Origin of the sequence: Zobellia sp. OII3 (assembly GCF_002211465.1) — a bacterium.
Lineage (GTDB): Bacteria > Bacteroidota > Bacteroidia > Flavobacteriales > Flavobacteriaceae > Zobellia > Zobellia galactanivorans.
Genome location: NZ_MWRZ01000001.1, coordinates 1,384,807 through 1,401,140, shown reverse-complemented (window position 1 = coordinate 1,401,140; position 16,334 = coordinate 1,384,807). Strand labels below are relative to the sequence as shown.

The window sequence follows — 16,334 nt, the reverse complement described above, 5'->3', positions numbered from 1 at the left end:
TTATAGCGACGAAAATATAATAAAACGCCGTAGGCAACCATTGAAAGGATTTTTGCTCCTATAACTGCTATTATGTAACATAGCTTGGGATTGGTTTTTTGGCGTAATAGTTGTTTGAGCGTTGGCAATAGCTCTTTGCTTTTTTATTGTACTAATTTATTTATATAGATACTTTTAAATAAAACAAGTAATGTGCTATTATAGCGTTGGATACAAGTATTATGACATAAAACCAATTATGCATTGGCGAGCGGAACAGCACAAAAGACAGAGGATTTTGAGGTACGAAAAAACTGGGTTTTGGGTTGTGGGGACAATTACCAACTCATTCGTTGTAATCTAACTGCATTTAAAATTGCTAATAATGCTACTCCTACATCTGCAAAAACTGCTTCCCACATTGTAGCTAAACCACCTGCTCCTAAAATTAAGACAATAACTTTAACACCAAATGCTAAAATGATATTCTGCCAAACAATTTTACGTGTAGAACGACTTATTTTAATGGCTCTTACTACTTTTGAAGGTTGGTCTGTTTGAATGATAACATCTGCTGTTTCAATAGCTACATCGCTCCCTAAACCACCCATTGCAATACCAACGTTACTTGCTGCTAAAACTGGTGCGTCATTAATACCATCACCTATAAAAGCTACTTTGTTTTCAGGATTTTTCTTTAAAATTTCAACTTCGTTTAATTTATCTTCTGGTAGCAAACCACCTTTAGCATTTTCGATGTTCAACTCTTTAGCGACTTGTTGCGTAATGGAATCTTTATCACCGGAAAGCATCATAATATTTTTAATGCCTACTTTATGTAAATTAGTAATTGTTTCTTTTGCATCTTCCTTTAATTCATCTGCTATTACTACAAAACCTGCAAATTGATTATCGATTGCTACCAACACTATCGATTCTACAATAGATTCCGTTTCCGTTGGAACATTAATATTATTCGCAGTCATTAAGGCTTTATTACCTACTAAAACTGTTTTACCATTTACAATGCCTTTTAAACCTTTACCTGCAACTTCAGAAACGTCTTGTGCTTCAAAATCTTCACCTTCAGCTTTGTACTCTAAAATGGCTTTAGCAATTGGATGCGTGGATTGTTCTTCCATCGCCATTAAGTATTGCATAAATTCGGTTTCATTCCAACCAATTGCTTTTACTTCTTTGATTTTAAAAACACCTTTGGTAACGGTTCCTGTTTTGTCCATTACCAAAGTATTTATCTTGGTCATTGCATCTAAAAATGAAGCACCTTTAAATAAGATTCCATTTTTTGAAGCTGCTCCCAATCCACCGAAATATCCTAATGGAATTGAAATCACTAACGCACAAGGACAAGATATTACCAAGAAAATTAATGCTCTGTATAACCAATCTCTAAACACATAATCATCTACAAAAAAGTAAGGTATAAAAGTAACACCAATAGCTAAAAACACTACAATTGGTGTGTAGATACGAGCAAACTGTCTGATGAATAATTCTGTTTTAGATTTACGTGCTGTTGCATTTTGAACCAAGTCTAATATTCTCGCAATAGAACTGTCTTCAAACTTATTGGTTACCTCAACTTCAATAACGCTTTCCAAATTAATACTACCTGCGTAAACCTTTGCTTCTTTTTGAATGGAATCTGGTTTGCTTTCTCCTGTTAACGCAGCTGTATTTAAAGATGCTTTTTCGGATAATAAAATGCCATCCAATGGAATTTTTTCACCTACACGAATTTGAATTTTCTCTCCAATATTGACAACTTCAGGCGAAACACTTTTATAATCTCCCTCACGAAATACATTGGCTTCTTTAGGTCTAACATCTAATAATGCTTTTATATTTCCTTTTGCACGATTTACAGCAGCACTTTGAAATAATTCGCCTACTGCATAAAATAGCATTACTGCAACACCTTCGGGATATTCACCAATAACAAATGCACCAATGGTTGCTATAGACATTAAAAAGAACTCTGTAAAAACATCACCTTTTTTAATACTAATCCAACCCTCTTTTACAACAGGAAACCCTACAGGAAGATATGCAATACCATACCAAGCAATACGAATCCAATCCTTAAAGAATGAAACATCAAAATAATCTAAACCTATACCAATGATAAGCATTGTAAAACTTATTATTGCAGGCACGTAGGTTTTGAATGCACTTCCATTACCGTGATTATGACCATCATTATGCGTGTGTTGCACTTCTGAATTTGGTTTTAAATCTCTTAAATTGACTTTCTTTTTTTTCATTTAATATCTAATAATTTTTCAATGTCATTGGGAATAGGCATTCGTTTTAATGGTGGCACGTTTGCTCCACCAGTATTACCAAGTGGAACGTGATTTATAAATGATTTCCAGCCACCCACAAGCAACCTAATTATTTGACCTATTACTTCTTTCGTATCTTTTTGTCTAAATCCAAACTTTAGCATAAGCCAATGTGAATAGGTATGTTCTATAGGATAAGATTGTCCTATTATATGACTACGTTCTAAATGATACCAAGCATTACCAAACTGCTTATTTTCTAAACAGAAACTGTATTGTTTTAATTCTTGGTTATACGCCTGTTTTAGATGTTTAGGTATTTTAGTATTAAACTTCATATCCTCTAATTTTGGATAAATGTACTTTAATAGTAAGTGCAATGGAAGTGCAATAATTAGACACTACACTTATCGCAAATACCTTTTACCATCAAATTTACATTCTCTGACACAAAACCATCTGGCACTTTTATTTGAGGTATTTTATGTTCTGTTAAGCAAATGGTTTCATTGCAATTATTACAATGGAAATGTAAGTGCAAATCGGTTTCAATTTCACAATTACATCCCTTTTCACATAATGCATATTTTGTAATCCCTGTACCATCGTCTATTTGATGCACAATAGCCTTTTCTTCAAAGGTTTTAATAGTTCTGTATAAAGTGGTTCTGTCTGCTTTTGAGAAAGCATTTTCAATATCACTTAAAGTAACAGCGACCTCTTTTTCTGTAAGAAACTTATATATAAGCAAACGCATTGCTGTAACACGAATATTTTTTGACTCTAATACTTGTTCTATTGTTTCCATAATTAATGTGCGTGTTCTGCTTCTCCTTTTTTCATTTCTGCGTTAAGATAATAAGCATTGTTATAAGCAAATTTTGTATTACTTTCTATGTTTTCAGTAAATTGAACCGATACCCAATCACCATCTTTAGTGCCTAACACAACTTCGATAGGTTTAAAGCTCCAATCGTCATTTTCTTTTTCTACTGAAAACACATAATATCTTTCGCCTTCTTTTATAATTGCACTTTCTGGTAAAGCTTTTGTTTGGGTATTATCTACTTGAATTTTACCTTGAATATACATACCAGGAATTAAGTTACCTTTTTTGTTTTCTATTTCTGCGTGAACGTGGACTGCTTTTGGGTTGTCCTCAAAGGTTTTGCTTACGGAATAGATTTCTGCGATAAGCTCTGCATCTGGTATGGATTGTACCGTAAAGTTAACTTTCTGACCTTTCTGTACTTTATAAACATCTTTTTCAAAAACCATTAAATCGGCGTGAACGTGATGCGTATTTACAATTTCAAATAATTCGGTTTGTGGCTCTACATATTGACCTGTTTTTACTTCAACTTTTTGCACAAAGCCTTCTATTGGACTTCGCAATGCTATGCGCTGTGCAATTGTTCCATTGCGAACTGATGTAGTGTTAACGTTGAGTATTCTTAATTGCGCTTCTAAACCATTAACCATTGCTTTTGATGCTTGATATTCTGCTTCTGCTTTCTGGAAATTAGCACCAGAACCAACACCAGCATCGTACAATTTTTGTTGACGTTCATAATTTTTCTTTGCAAGCTCGCTATTGCTATAAGCGTTTAAATAATCCGTTTGCGCTTGTATGATATTTGGGTGCGATAGATAAGCCACAACTTGACCTTTATTAACCTTATCACCTTCAATCACTTCAATTGAAACGACATTTGCACCAACAACAGTAGTAATAGCTGCTTCGTTTTGTGGTGGTACTTCTAACGTTCCGTTTGCTTCTACATAGCCGCTCATATTACGTAATGCTAACGTATCTATTTTCATTTTCAATGCATCGAATTGCTGTTGTGAAAGCATTACTTCGTCTTCATCGTGATGCTCTTCGTTAACTTCTGTTTTTTCTTCCTCATCGTGGGAATGACCATCATTCTCGTTATGATTTTCTTTATTTCCGCAAGCTGAAACAAATATGGCTAACACCATTACGGTAAGGATTTTATATATTTTGTTTTTCATTGTCTTATTTATTAAAATATTGTAATTGAAATGTGCTTTCTAAATAGTTTACTAATGCAGTCTGTGCTTCCAGTTCCGATTGAATTGCTTCTTTTATCAACTGCGTAAATGCAGTATAATCAATTTCGCCTTCTCTATATGCCAGTAATGCACCTGTTTTTTGCTCTTTTGTTAATGGTAAAACTTGGTCTTTGTAAAACTCCCAAGATGTTTTCCATTTCATATAATTTTCTTTAGCCTGAACAAACCTTGATTGTACTTCCTGTTTTTTGAACGCTACATTGGTTTCCGCTATTTCTTTATCAATTCTGGCACTTCTAACTTGTGCTTTGCTAGAACCTGATAAAAACGGAATTGAAATTCCTGCTTGATAGGTGTAAAATCCTGAATTGCCATTTACTTTTTGTAAACCACCTTGAAGATTGAACTTTGGCAAATTATCTGCTTTTGCAGCTTTATATTTAGCTTCCGCTTCATCTACAATGCTCTGCGACATACTGTACAATGGATGACTTTCAATACTGAATGTTTCCATATCACTATCTATCGCTACCTCAAATTCATCTGAAACTGTAAAAATTTCTTCTGATACCAACCACAAATTGAATTGCTGTAAGGCAATAAGATAATTACTATAGGCTTGCGCTTTTTTATTCTGAATTTGAAACGCTTGATTTTTTGCTGCCGAATATTCTAATTTAGAAATAGCTTCGACTTCATAATTTAAAGCTACTGCTTGCTCGAATTTGGAATAAATGGAATCCAATTCCTTATACAAATCATAGTTTTGTTTCATTTGATAGCAATTAGACCAAGCTTTTTTAACTTCCAATTCTAATTCCAACTCGGAAAGTTGAAAGGCTTTGTGTTCCAATTGAATGCGTTGTTCTTGTAGCTTCTTTTTAGAACCAATGCCAAATACATCGATATTTGATTGACCAATACCAATGGTTGTATAGATGCCATTTCCATTATCAATTTCTTCTCCACCTGTAAAAATTTGAGTCGTTCCGAAATCATAGGCAGTCGATTTTAATTGTTCTTGTTTTGTAATTTCCAACTGCTTTTGCTTCAATAATGGATAATTACTTTTTGCGAGTTTAACAGCTTCCTGTAATGAAATTTCGGGAATTGTATCATTCAACTCTTGTGCATTACTTTGTGGTGAAAAGCCAAATAGTAATAATACAACTGCTGTTGCTGTTACTAACTTTTTATTTGGCTTAAACGTAAAAGATTTGTTTTCTACCCAATGATATAAAATTGGTAAAACAAATAAGGTAAGCAAAGTTGAAGTTAATAATCCACCAATAACAACCGTTGCCAATGGACGTTGTACTTCTGCACCAGCTGATGATGAAATAGCCATTGGTAGAAAGCCTAATACATCTGTAAAAGCAGTTAGCATAATAGGTCTGATTCTTCGTTTAGTACCTTCAACTATTCTATCCTTTAGATTGGTTACACCTTCTTCTTTTAATTCGTTGAGTCCGCTTATCATTACCAAACCATTTAAAACTGCAACACCAAACAGCACAATAAAACCAACACCTGCCGAAATACTAAATGGCATATCACGTAACCACAACGCCACAACACCACCAATAGTTGCCATTGGAATAGCTATGTAAATCATTAAGGTCTGTGGTAAAGATTTTAATGCAAAATATATTAGTATAAATATGAGTAACAATGCAATAGGCACAACGGTTTGTAATCGGTTGCTGGCACGTTCTAAATTTTCAAATGCACCACCATAACGAATAAAATAACCTGATGGTAATTCTAATTGTGCATCTAATTTTGATTTAATTTCAGTTACTAACGATTTTACATCACGTCCTCTAACATTAACACCTACATAGGTTCTTCTATTGGTGTTATCTCTACTGATTTGCATTGGTCCTGCTTTATAGCTTACATCTGCAATTTCACGTAAAGGAATTTGAGCACCCGAAGGTAAATTGATATACAGGTTTTGAACATCTGAAATATCCTTACGGTTTTGATCGCTTAATCGTACTACTAAATCGAAGCGTTTTTCACCTTCAAAAATTACACCTGCTGTACCACCTGCAAATGCAGATTGTACGGTTTGATTAAGCGTATTTATTTGAAGACCATATTGCGCCAATTTATTCCTGTTGTAATTGATTGTCATTTGTGGCAAACCTGTTGTGGCTTCCGCTTTCATATCACCAATACCTTCAGTACCTGCGATAATTTTAGATATTTCTTCGGCTTTTTGAGATAGAATATCAATGTCTTCACCATAAAGTTTTATAGCAATATCTTCACGAACACCTTCTAATAACTCGTTAAAACGCATTTCAATAGGTTGTGTAAACTCATAATTAACACCAGGAACCATTTCAACTGCTTCTTTCATTGCTTCAATCAATTCATCTTTTGATTCTATAGTAGTCCATTCACTTTTAGGTTTCAGAATTACAAAAACATCGGCAATATCCATAGGCATCGGGTCGGTTGGAATTTCGGCAACACCAATACGACTCACAATTTTATCAACTTCTGGAAATTTTGCTTTTACTATTTGTTCTATTTTGGTAGTAGTTTCAATAGTTTCTGTAAGTGAACTACCTGGTTTTAAAATAGCGTGAAATGCAATATCACCTTCATCGAGTTGCGGAATGAACTCGCCACCCATTCTTGAAAACATAAAAACGGTTATTCCGAACAACACAACTGCAATACCAATTACCCATTTCCCTTTTCGCAAGGCTCTAACCAATAAAGGTTGGTATTTATCTTCAACCCAATGCACAAATCTATCTCCATAAGATTTTTTATCGTTTTTAGGTGCTCTTAATATTAAAGCTGACATCATTGGCACATAGGTTAAACAAAGTACCATTGCACCAATCATAGCAAAAATAAAGGTCAAAGCCATTGGTTTAAACATCTTTCCTTCAATACCTTGTAAGGCTAAAATGGGTAGAAAAACGATAAGGATAATCAACTGACCGAAGAAGGCAGCATTCATCATCTTTTTTGAAGCATTAGAAGCAACTTTATCTCTTTCTTTAGATGTAAGTTGTTTCTTTTTCAAAACTTGTGATGCTATAAGAAAAACAGTGCTTTCAACAATAATTACAGCACCATCTACAATGATTCCGAAATCAATTGCTCCTAAACTCATTAGGTTTACCCAAACATCAAAAACATTCATTAAAATAAAAGCAAATAATAAGGATAATGGAATAGTAGAGGCAACTATTAAACCTCCTCGCCAATTACCTAATAAAAAGACCAACACAAAAATGACGATTAATGCACCTTCAATAAGATTAGTTGTTACTGTAGAAGTTGTTTCGCCAATTAATTTACTTCGGTCTAATAATGGTTCAATAATTACGCCTTCTGGTAACGACTTTTCAATTTGAGTCATTCGCTCTTTTACATTGGCAATAACATCATTGGAATTAGCTCCTTTTAGCATCATTACCAATCCACCTACAACTTCTCCTTCACCATCTTGGGTTAATGCACCGTAACGAATTGCAGAGCCAAATTGTACCGTAGCAATATCGCCAATAGTGACAGGTATATTATTAATATTCTTGACAGTGATTTTTTTAATGTCCTCTAAACTTCTCACCAAGCCTTCACCACGAATAAAATTGGCTTGATGGTTCTTTTCAATATATGCACCTCCTGTATTTTGATTATTGGCTTCAAGTGCATTAAACACATCTGTAATGGTAAGGCCAATAGCATTTAAATCGTTTGGGTCAACCGCTACTTCGTATTGTTTTATTTTTCCACCAATAGCGTTTACTTCTACCACACCAGGAACCATTGCCATTTGACGCTGTACAATCCAGTCTTGCATTGAGCGTAAATCTGCAATGTTGTATTTGTCTTTAAACTCTGGTGCAACTTTTAGTGTGTATTGGTAAATCTCTCCTAAACCTGTTGAAATAGGCCCCATTGTAGGTTCGCCAAATCCAGCAGGTATTTGCTCTTTGACTTTGTTTAGTTTTTCGGCTACTAATTGGCGAGGTAGATATGTTCCCATATCATCATCAAATACAATAGTAACCACAGATAAGCCAAAACGAGAAATTGACCTTATTTCCTGAACATCAGGAAGATTGCTCATTGCCACTTCAATTGGATAAGTAACAATTTGCTCAATATCTTCAGTACCTAAATTGGGGGATTGTGTTATAACCTGTACTTGGTTATTGGTAATATCTGGAACAGCATCGATTGGCACTTTGGTCATACTCCAAATACCTGTTCCGATTATGGTAAGCGTAAGCAAACCAATAATGAATTTGTTATTGATTGAAAAATCAATGATTTTATTAATCATAGAAAATGTATTAATTCAGTTAAACTATTCGATACAATTCTGATATAAGAAAATAGAATTACACGAAATGAAATGAACCCTTTAGGCTCAAAATTGGATATAGCTATCCATTAAAAAACTGAATTATACTTTAGGTGGCTGGAAAAGTGATTCCAAATATCTGGAAGTGAAGTTTACTTTATGTAAATTATATTGTTTTTTCTCTTCAAACTTTAATCGATTGGTTAAAGCCAAATTATTGTTCGCAATAATTAATACCAAAGGGTGACAACATTGATTATGGGAATGGACTGGTGTATTCTCCTTATCTGGGTTATGATGATGCTCTTCATTTTTAGCATCGCTCTCAATGTAATCTTCAACTACATATTCAAAGAAAGAGTCTCCATAAACTTTATGGTCTTGATAATGGGTAATTACATTTGAAATTTCTTTAATTGGACCACAAAAGTCCATATCTATGCTTATCCCTTGAAAAAAGAATAAAATAGACATTGATATGGAAACAAATATTTTCATATAATTTATACAAATATACAAATTATTGAATGCAATGGTGTTGCAAATAAATTGATTGGTAAATTACAAAAACCATAGAGCATCTTTAGCATCGTCTGGAACGCCATTATTAAAACGTGGTGCTATTTGTGCTACCATTTCTGGATATTTTATTGTGATTGGTACATTTTGTTGTCGAAGCGATTTCCAATATAATCTGCTAAACTGATACACTTGTGTTAATAATTCTAACACTACATCTGCATCTTCAAAAGCATCTTCATCTGGACTGCTTACCTTAATTTTTATTGGGAACGGATAACCATCTGTATCTGAATACCGCTGTGAATTAGGGTAACGTGCATTATTAAACAACAAAAATTGATTTTCGCTAATACGTATGTATGTACCACTTACAGGCATTAACTTTTTGTTCCAATTAAGGTCGTAAGCAATAATATCTTCTGCTTCTGTTTTATTGATATTTAGAATGTAGAGCGGAATTTTTAACCCTAATGTATGCATCCCTCTAATAATTGGTTTTAGTTCCTCGTAACTCATTTCCTTATAGAAGTGAATGACTACTTTATCTGCTTCTGCAACCGATGTAAAATCTCTAATGGCTTTACATATACTTCCTGCCAATAGGTCTGTTTCGCTTTGGTCAAAATATTCGAACTTTCTAAATAAGCCATTGTTTTGAAAACTAAAGGCACTTGCTATATAACGTCTGTTTTCGCCTTGATTGGTAAATGCACCAACACCTATTACTAATTCTTTTTTATCGGTTACTGCAAGTTTCCAAGGTGCGCCACCTAATTTGGCGTGAATAGCTAACGCCATATTTTGCAATGAAAATTGGAAGTTGTATTGATTCTCGATATTGACCACCATTTTTTCATAATCTACCACTTGTGTAACAATGCCTTCATTTAAAAACAGTTCTTTGATTTGAATATAGATTTCGCGGTCTTCGGGATTTTGTGTGAACTTATCGAAAGGACTTAAATAAAAAGCTGCGTAAAGCACATTATCGTGGTCGAAGGTTAAACTCTCTAACTTTTCAATTATTTCTGGTATTGGGTCGTTTTCGTTGGTAAATTCAATGAAGTGTTCTTTGGATGATGATGCTTTAATGTTCACATAGGCTTCTAATCCTTTATAATAATTCTTTTCTGTATTTACACCTTCCTTTAAATTTTGATAGAAAGACAATACCGAATCTTTATGAGAAGTATGGCAAATGAAAAATATCTTGATATTTTGATTGTTTGGACGTCTGTAAGGGTTTAGGATATTCATTGCCTTTTTAGGCACTAAATGGGTTTTCTTGTTACCGTATTGGTCTTTACCAAATTCCAATAAACCTACTTGTGGGTCGATATGGTTGATACGATTGAGTGGCACATCTATAAACGTATCAGTTTTAAATGGAAATATGACTTTAAAATCTTCTTTAAACAGATAGTTGGTTGCAAAATTATTAATAAGTGCTACGTACTTTTGATATTTATTAATTGGTCTTATAGGTTCCTCAATAGGTATATCTAATGCTCGTGCTAATGACAAATTAAAAATTGGGTATGCTTGGTCAAACTGAATAGCATTGTAAAATTCTTGTTTTTCCTCTGTATCGAGGTCCATTTGGTAATTGAACGTTTTTTGACCATATACACAACGTTTTATTAACTCTGAATCCTCTATATCCTTAACCGATGTTGTAAGGACTTTTGAAGTACCATCGTATGATACAATTAACTCTGGTAAGTCTGTGAGTTTTGCAAACTGTATCTTAAATGAAAATTTATAGTAGAGGTTATAGTCTGCTGTATTCCCTTTTTTTGAAGGCATCCACACTTGTACATCACCAACGAAGTTTTTTACTACTATATAGTCTTTCGATTTAAAATAGCTTCTTAATTTATGTTTAAGGAATTGCTTATAAATTCTTAATTCTCTACTATCTACTAAATTTAGCTTAATGCTTGGTGCATCTGGTATTTCTGTTGTAAATGTTGTAAATATTTGGTCTTTGTTAGATAAGTCTGCATCTGGAAACACCTCTTTTATCTGCCTTGAAAATTTAGATTTATGGATAGGATGACTACCTTCAATATCCTCTAAAGTTAAATAAATAGTAGGCGCACTATTAGGCCATTTAAAGTTTAGTATGTTGGTTTTGAGGTGTTCTTGCATAAATGAAATTATATTGTAATTTTACATAGAAGGTTGAACTTTATTATTGTTATCAACTAATAAATCTTTGTTTAGTAGTCTATTTACAGACTGCATATCTTGGTATGTAGATTTAGCACGCTCTATTATTTTTTCAATAATTTTATCAGAAACTTCCATTTGTTTCACCAAGCCTAAACCAACCAAATAATCTAATAAAAAGGATATATACAATAGTTCAAACTGTGAAAAAATATTGTTTTTTGTTTTAGTGCGATGTATTAAATAATCTCGATGACGAACAATCTTTGATACATATGTTTTAATATCATCTTCTGGAATATTAGTTATATCGACTAATAATTGCTTTTGTTCTAATAAATCTTTGGCAAAAGATGAGTTCTTAATCTTATTACCAAATTTCAAACTATAAGCTTCGAAAGCTGTATAGGAATTTGTAAATCGCCTACTATGGCTCGTTTTAACCGAGAGTAAATTTTCGATAATAATATCAGCACAATAACCTATGCCTTCATTGTTATACCAATGCTTAATTATATTGGACAAATCATCTTTAATAGTATCATAGTCAAGCGCTATAAAACCAGATATGTTTTCTTTGTTGAAATCATCCTTGTAATATAACGAAGCCCAATTACCACAGCTTAAACATTTAAAATTAAAAGCTTTAAATTGTACAGACTTACCGTATAAAAAATGAAATAATTTTTGAAATGAATTATATAAATCTATACTCTCAAGAATACTCAATTTTTTTTCTGATTTAAAATCGACATATCCAACATTGTCCATTCTAAAAAAGTTGTGGTTAGAAGTATATGATGTTGATTTTGTGATTTTAATAGATAAGTCTTCAGTAATATTCGTATTGTGGACTACGTCATCCTCTTTTTCAAGTTTGTCTTCTAAAGAATTATACCAATGCATTTTTCTAACCCAACTCACTATTGCTAAATTGTCAATTTGAAATTCATTAATTTTCAAACCTATAGGTTCAATTAAATGATATGCACAAGCAAACGTATATTTAGGCTTATAAGTTTTAGTCTCTACTATTCCATTGCTACTGTTTTTAATCTTGCAGTTTACAAAAGTTAAATAGCCTAAACCTGTAAAAACCCCATAAATTAACTCTATTTGATAGGCAGGTAATCTTTCTGACAAATTGGTCGTTATGTGTACTTCATCATTAATTAACTCTAATACACAAAAGCACTTATTATCCTCTGCAGATTTAAACCATACCTCGCCATAATATTTATTCTCTTTAAACATAAATTACTTTAAATCCTAACCCTTTTTTACAATCTTACTAATTTTTTCTTCAGCTATTTTGAGGATTTCCGTACGCTCCTTTTCATTTTTGAGCATTAGTACAATTTGTTCGGACATCCATAGCTTAATTAATTCGTTTTCGTCTTCTTTTAATGTTTTGGCAAAAGCAACTACTTGTTCGCGTCTTGCCATCCGATTTCCTCGTTCTATTTTACTTAAATAGGCAACATCCATATTTAGGTTTGCAGCCATTTCCCTTAATAGCAAATTGCGTTTTTCACGCAATGAACGTATGTACTCTCCAAACTCCATAATAGAATTATTTAGACTTGTCAAATTTTGTCTAATTTAACAAAAGGAAACCAAAGGAAAGTAAAAAGATATAAACAGTTATTAACAGGTAATGAGGATATTAAGGATTTGAGGAAGTCAATTTAATCATATCCTTAAATCCTTAAAATCCTTAACTATGTCTTTGCAGGATTTGAATAGTTGTTGTGTGCTTCTCTGTATATTAAACCTGCATCAACAAATTTGGTAATATAGCCTTCTGCGGTTTTGTGTGCGATGCTTTGTTTTGTGGCTAAATCTAAATACTCTTGTCTGCTAAATTGCTTTGGCAAACTTTCTAAAAAGCGTTCTTTTCTATTTAAGCGTTTTGTTGCTTTTTGCTCTATTGGTAAATCATTAAATACTTTACTACTGTGTTTTACTAAAATTGAAATTATGGTTAGTGCATTTTCAAAATCTATATCCTCACATTCTTTAGTTGCGTTTACATCACCATCCTCCATAATTCGGAATGCTGTGAATAGCATCATTATCCTAAACGCAATTAAGCCTAATCGCCTTATTGTTGCGATGTACTCTTCGGGTTGTAGGTTGATGTATTTGGTCTGTAAGGATTCAAAGAACGTATTGAATTGCTGTTGTTGGGTTGTGGTTAATCGTATTTCAATCTCTGGGTTGTTTTTTAGCGTTTTGTACAATTCTAAAAACTCACTACCTAATTGGTTATAGTAATCATCTAAACCTAACTTATTACTATTTTGAAATACATTTTTCCAAGTTGGTTTTATATTCATATAGTAAAACATAAAGCGACTAAATAGCCCATTTTCTGCATTGGGTATTAAGGTTGCCACTTGTTTAGGTGTGCCTGATAATACTGTTGACAAGCACGGTTTCTCAATATCTACATATTCTCTATCTGTTCTACGATAATAGCTTATGGTTTCGTGATGAAATGCTTTACGAAATCCATCGGAATAATTGCCATAATCACTTTTAAAGGCTTGTGCTAATGTATCGCCTTCGGTTTCAAAAATTAAACCTCTGCCTTTATTATCAGAAATTAATTGATATACGCCTGTTACACTATTGTTGGCAGGAATGAACAGCATTCGCTCTGGCGGTTTACTCGGTTTTTCCAAGTTTTCATCTTTGCCTTTATTCATATTATAAGTAGCAGTTACTGCTTGAAATTGCTGCTTTAATACTTTGGCTTGTTCTCGTTTTAATTTATGAACAGGCTCTACCAAATTTTTAATTTGGTTAAGTCTTCCTTTACCTGCAGATGCAGGTGCGGTTACAAATAAATATAAGTTGCTGAATACTCTACGTTGGTCATAGATACCAAAGAGTTTAGGAAAACACGCACTAAATGCTGTTAATGAACCTAACAATAAAATATCCTTTTCTTCTTGTCCATTAGCAGGATTTACAACTTGTTGTAAAAACTGTGGCAAATTCTCATATACCGTTTCTGGTATTGTAGGCATTGATTGGTTGGCTGTATCGACAACAGTTGCAACGTTTGTTGCAACTTCGTTGTTATACTGTTGTTTAGTCGGTTTGATACCTGACTGATGTGCATAGTGATAAAAGGTAGCAATTGTAATTCCGTGTCCTTTTGCGTTTGAGCATTTATCGAATTGTGCATCACACTCTTTAGCATCGTAACCTGCATAATTTTTACTCATACGGTGGAAATAATCTCTACCTATTTCTCCATATTCTTCTGCTAAAGCAAAGCCTAAATCTCTCCAAGTGGCATAACTTCCTGTTATGTCTGTACCTGATTGCTCGATTGCTGAAATGTAGGATTCAATGTCGTTATCAGCAACAGCAACAACATTAGTTGTTGCTGTGTTGCTTTTTGGTTTTGTTGGCTCTTTAGGAACTTCTAACCAATCTTTTGGGTTAAATATTTTAGTCATAATGCTTGATGTCTTTTATGTAAAAAGGCTGTTGGGTCATATGGTAAAAAACACGCTCTGGAAACGTCTTTACCTGACTGGTCAACCTCAATGTTATAATTGTGTTTAATGTAATTTGCTACTGCTGTGAAATATTCTGAATGTGTTACTTCTGAAATATCTATTCTAATAATCCATTTTAGGCCATCGCCAGATGGTGATATGAATAGCATTTCGGTTTCAAAATATTCATCATTTAAGAGCTGTGTTCTTAACTCTTGTAGATTCTCTAAATGGTCAAAATCAATGGTTAATAAATTAGAATGCTTTAGCAAATTGTTATCGCTTCGTTTTTCAAATGTTCCTGAAAGTGTTACGTAATCAAAGCGATTCGCTTTGAATTTACGTGCTTCTTTTACATTGGTAATTGCTCTTAATTCTTCAGTAATCTTTTTGTATTTATTACTTGTGATTAATGCAAATACTTGATGTAATCGCAAGGTTTCCGAAGGAAACACATTGCGAACAGGTGCTTTAAAAAAGCTACAGTTGGCATACCACGTATCGTCTGGTTCATTAAGCCATTCCAATTCGTCTTTTTCCTTGACTTCTAAATTTAGATGTAGCTCTTGATTTATCTTCTGGTACAAATCTTCTTCATCGGTTATTCTAAAATGATATTGTGCAAAATCGAATACATCACCTTTAAAGGCTTCTAATTCTGTATCTCGATGTGTTGCTATAATACCATCAATATGAATCCGCAAGGTTTCTTTACCACCATTAAAAGGGTTTCGAGTTATCCCACAGTCCCTTCCTTTTACAGAAAGGACTGTTTGATTAGGATAATACTGTCTCAACACATAGGCATAGATTTTTAAACCATAATGTGTTTTGTCTAAAATTGCTTCTCTACTTATTTCCATCTTGCTTGAAATTATGGTTGTAGTAGTTGTCTTGAAGCAATTGCTCTATGTCAGCAACTTTATAGTAAAATTTACCTTTTACTTTGCTGTAAGGCAAAGTGCCATTGGTTCTTAAAGTTTGTAGCGTTCGCTTACTTATATGTAAGGTCTGCAATACATCTTGATTGTCTATCCACGTATCTTTTAATACTTCTGCTCTCGATTGTCGTAACAATTCGATACGTGCTTTAATGTCCTTTATTTCTTGAGAGAGCGTTAAGAGTAAATCGATTATTTCAGTCATAACTTCACCGCTCCTTTCTTAATAAGGTAATCGGCAGCTTGCTGTTCGATTTCGTCTCTTGAGTTCATACGGTTACGCAGTAACCAATGGTCTAACTCTTCTCTTTGGAAATAAATCTTTTTACCATTCGGTTTATAATGTGGAATGGTTCCCGTACTTGTGAGTTTATACAAGTGCGATTGGGATAATTCTAAATACTTGCAAGTTTCATTAAAGTTTAATACTTGCTTTTGCATTGTTTGTTGCTCTAATAAGAGTTTTTCAATGCGGTCTAACTTTTCGATGATATTTGTGTCCATCGTTTATTTTGTTTTAAAT

General features: G+C 33.3%; 13 protein-coding genes. All 13 read right to left on the bottom strand.

Translation table 11 applies throughout. The features are described from left to right. Positions 1-317: 317 nt before the first annotated feature. On the bottom strand, positions 318-2,264 hold the full coding sequence (locus B4Q04_RS05810) for a heavy metal translocating P-type ATPase (RefSeq protein WP_088696234.1): 1,947 nt from the start codon (positions 2,262-2,264) through the stop codon (positions 318-320). Further along, positions 2,261-2,623 (bottom strand): DUF3703 domain-containing protein, encoded by a 363-nt coding sequence (locus B4Q04_RS05805; protein WP_013622781.1) that lies wholly within the window; start codon positions 2,621-2,623, stop codon positions 2,261-2,263. The genes B4Q04_RS05810 and B4Q04_RS05805 overlap by 4 nt, the downstream gene beginning before the upstream one ends. Before the next feature lie 56 nt (positions 2,624-2,679). Next, positions 2,680-3,093 carry a Fur family transcriptional regulator gene (locus B4Q04_RS05800; protein WP_088696233.1) on the bottom strand — a complete coding sequence of 138 codons (414 nt, stop codon included), beginning with the start codon at positions 3,091-3,093 and terminating at the stop codon, positions 2,680-2,682. A 2-nt stretch (positions 3,094-3,095) separates the two neighbouring features. Beyond that, entirely contained in the window at positions 3,096-4,301 is a 1,206-nt protein-coding gene (locus B4Q04_RS05795) for an efflux RND transporter periplasmic adaptor subunit (RefSeq protein ID WP_013622779.1), read from the bottom strand. Positions 4,302-4,305: 4 nt separating this feature from the next. After that, the gene (locus B4Q04_RS05790; RefSeq protein ID WP_088696232.1) at positions 4,306-8,640 is read right to left on the bottom strand and encodes a CusA/CzcA family heavy metal efflux RND transporter; all 4,335 of its coding nucleotides are present in this window, start codon (positions 8,638-8,640) and stop codon (positions 4,306-4,308) included. Between the two features lie 123 nt (positions 8,641-8,763). Then, complete coding sequence (locus tag B4Q04_RS05785; RefSeq protein ID WP_236630970.1) at positions 8,764-9,159, bottom strand: hypothetical protein; 396 nt, start codon at positions 9,157-9,159, stop codon at positions 8,764-8,766. A gap of 63 nt (positions 9,160-9,222) precedes the next feature. Continuing rightward, positions 9,223-11,334, bottom strand: coding sequence for a Piwi domain-containing protein (locus B4Q04_RS05780; protein WP_088696231.1), 2,112 nt, complete (start codon positions 11,332-11,334; stop codon positions 9,223-9,225). A 21-nt stretch (positions 11,335-11,355) separates the two neighbouring features. After that, a complete protein-coding gene (locus tag B4Q04_RS05775) occupies positions 11,356-12,609 on the bottom strand; it encodes a hypothetical protein (protein WP_013622775.1) in 1,254 nt (417 codons plus the stop codon). 15 nt (positions 12,610-12,624) lie between these two features. Continuing rightward, positions 12,625-12,921, bottom strand: a complete 297-nt coding sequence (locus B4Q04_RS05770; protein WP_038507003.1) for a helix-turn-helix domain-containing protein — start codon at positions 12,919-12,921, stop codon at positions 12,625-12,627. A 155-nt stretch (positions 12,922-13,076) separates the two neighbouring features. Further along, positions 13,077-14,828 (bottom strand): DUF3987 domain-containing protein, encoded by a 1,752-nt coding sequence (locus tag B4Q04_RS05765; protein ID WP_088696230.1) that lies wholly within the window; start codon positions 14,826-14,828, stop codon positions 13,077-13,079. After that, complete coding sequence (locus B4Q04_RS05760; RefSeq protein ID WP_088696229.1) at positions 14,825-15,733, bottom strand: BT4734/BF3469 family protein; 909 nt, start codon at positions 15,731-15,733, stop codon at positions 14,825-14,827. Before B4Q04_RS05760 ends, B4Q04_RS05765 begins: the two co-directional genes overlap by 4 nt. Further along, positions 15,720-16,016 carry a helix-turn-helix domain-containing protein gene (locus tag B4Q04_RS05755; RefSeq protein WP_013622771.1) on the bottom strand — a complete coding sequence of 99 codons (297 nt, stop codon included), beginning with the start codon at positions 16,014-16,016 and terminating at the stop codon, positions 15,720-15,722. The genes B4Q04_RS05760 and B4Q04_RS05755 overlap by 14 nt, the downstream gene beginning before the upstream one ends. After that, a complete protein-coding gene (locus B4Q04_RS05750; protein ID WP_013622770.1) occupies positions 16,013-16,315 on the bottom strand; it encodes a helix-turn-helix domain-containing protein in 303 nt (100 codons plus the stop codon). The genes B4Q04_RS05755 and B4Q04_RS05750 overlap by 4 nt, the downstream gene beginning before the upstream one ends. Between the last annotated feature and the right edge of the window lie 19 nt (positions 16,316-16,334).

What these genes read in the sequence shown, in the direction of transcription:
- B4Q04_RS05775 (WP_013622775.1), bottom strand. Translation starts at nt 12,609, where the DNA reads ATGTTTAAAGAGAATAAATATTATGGCGAGGTATGGTTTAAATCTGCA.
- B4Q04_RS05760 (WP_088696229.1), bottom strand. Translation starts at nt 15,733, where the DNA reads ATGGAAATAAGTAGAGAAGCAATTTTAGACAAAACACATTATGGTTTA.
- B4Q04_RS05785 (WP_236630970.1), bottom strand. Translation starts at nt 9,159, where the DNA reads ATGAAAATATTTGTTTCCATATCAATGTCTATTTTATTCTTTTTTCAA.
- B4Q04_RS05795 (WP_013622779.1), bottom strand. Translation starts at nt 4,301, where the DNA reads ATGAAAAACAAAATATATAAAATCCTTACCGTAATGGTGTTAGCCATA.
- B4Q04_RS05800 (WP_088696233.1), bottom strand. Translation starts at nt 3,093, where the DNA reads ATGGAAACAATAGAACAAGTATTAGAGTCAAAAAATATTCGTGTTACA.
- B4Q04_RS05755 (WP_013622771.1), bottom strand. Translation starts at nt 16,016, where the DNA reads ATGACTGAAATAATCGATTTACTCTTAACGCTCTCTCAAGAAATAAAG.
- B4Q04_RS05790 (WP_088696232.1), bottom strand. Translation starts at nt 8,640, where the DNA reads ATGATTAATAAAATCATTGATTTTTCAATCAATAACAAATTCATTATT.
- B4Q04_RS05770 (WP_038507003.1), bottom strand. Translation starts at nt 12,921, where the DNA reads ATGGAGTTTGGAGAGTACATACGTTCATTGCGTGAAAAACGCAATTTG.
- B4Q04_RS05750 (WP_013622770.1), bottom strand. Translation starts at nt 16,315, where the DNA reads ATGGACACAAATATCATCGAAAAGTTAGACCGCATTGAAAAACTCTTA.
- B4Q04_RS05780 (WP_088696231.1), bottom strand. Translation starts at nt 11,334, where the DNA reads ATGCAAGAACACCTCAAAACCAACATACTAAACTTTAAATGGCCTAAT.
- B4Q04_RS05765 (WP_088696230.1), bottom strand. Translation starts at nt 14,828, where the DNA reads ATGACTAAAATATTTAACCCAAAAGATTGGTTAGAAGTTCCTAAAGAG.
- B4Q04_RS05805 (WP_013622781.1), bottom strand. Translation starts at nt 2,623, where the DNA reads ATGAAGTTTAATACTAAAATACCTAAACATCTAAAACAGGCGTATAAC.
- B4Q04_RS05810 (WP_088696234.1), bottom strand. Translation starts at nt 2,264, where the DNA reads ATGAAAAAAAAGAAAGTCAATTTAAGAGATTTAAAACCAAATTCAGAA.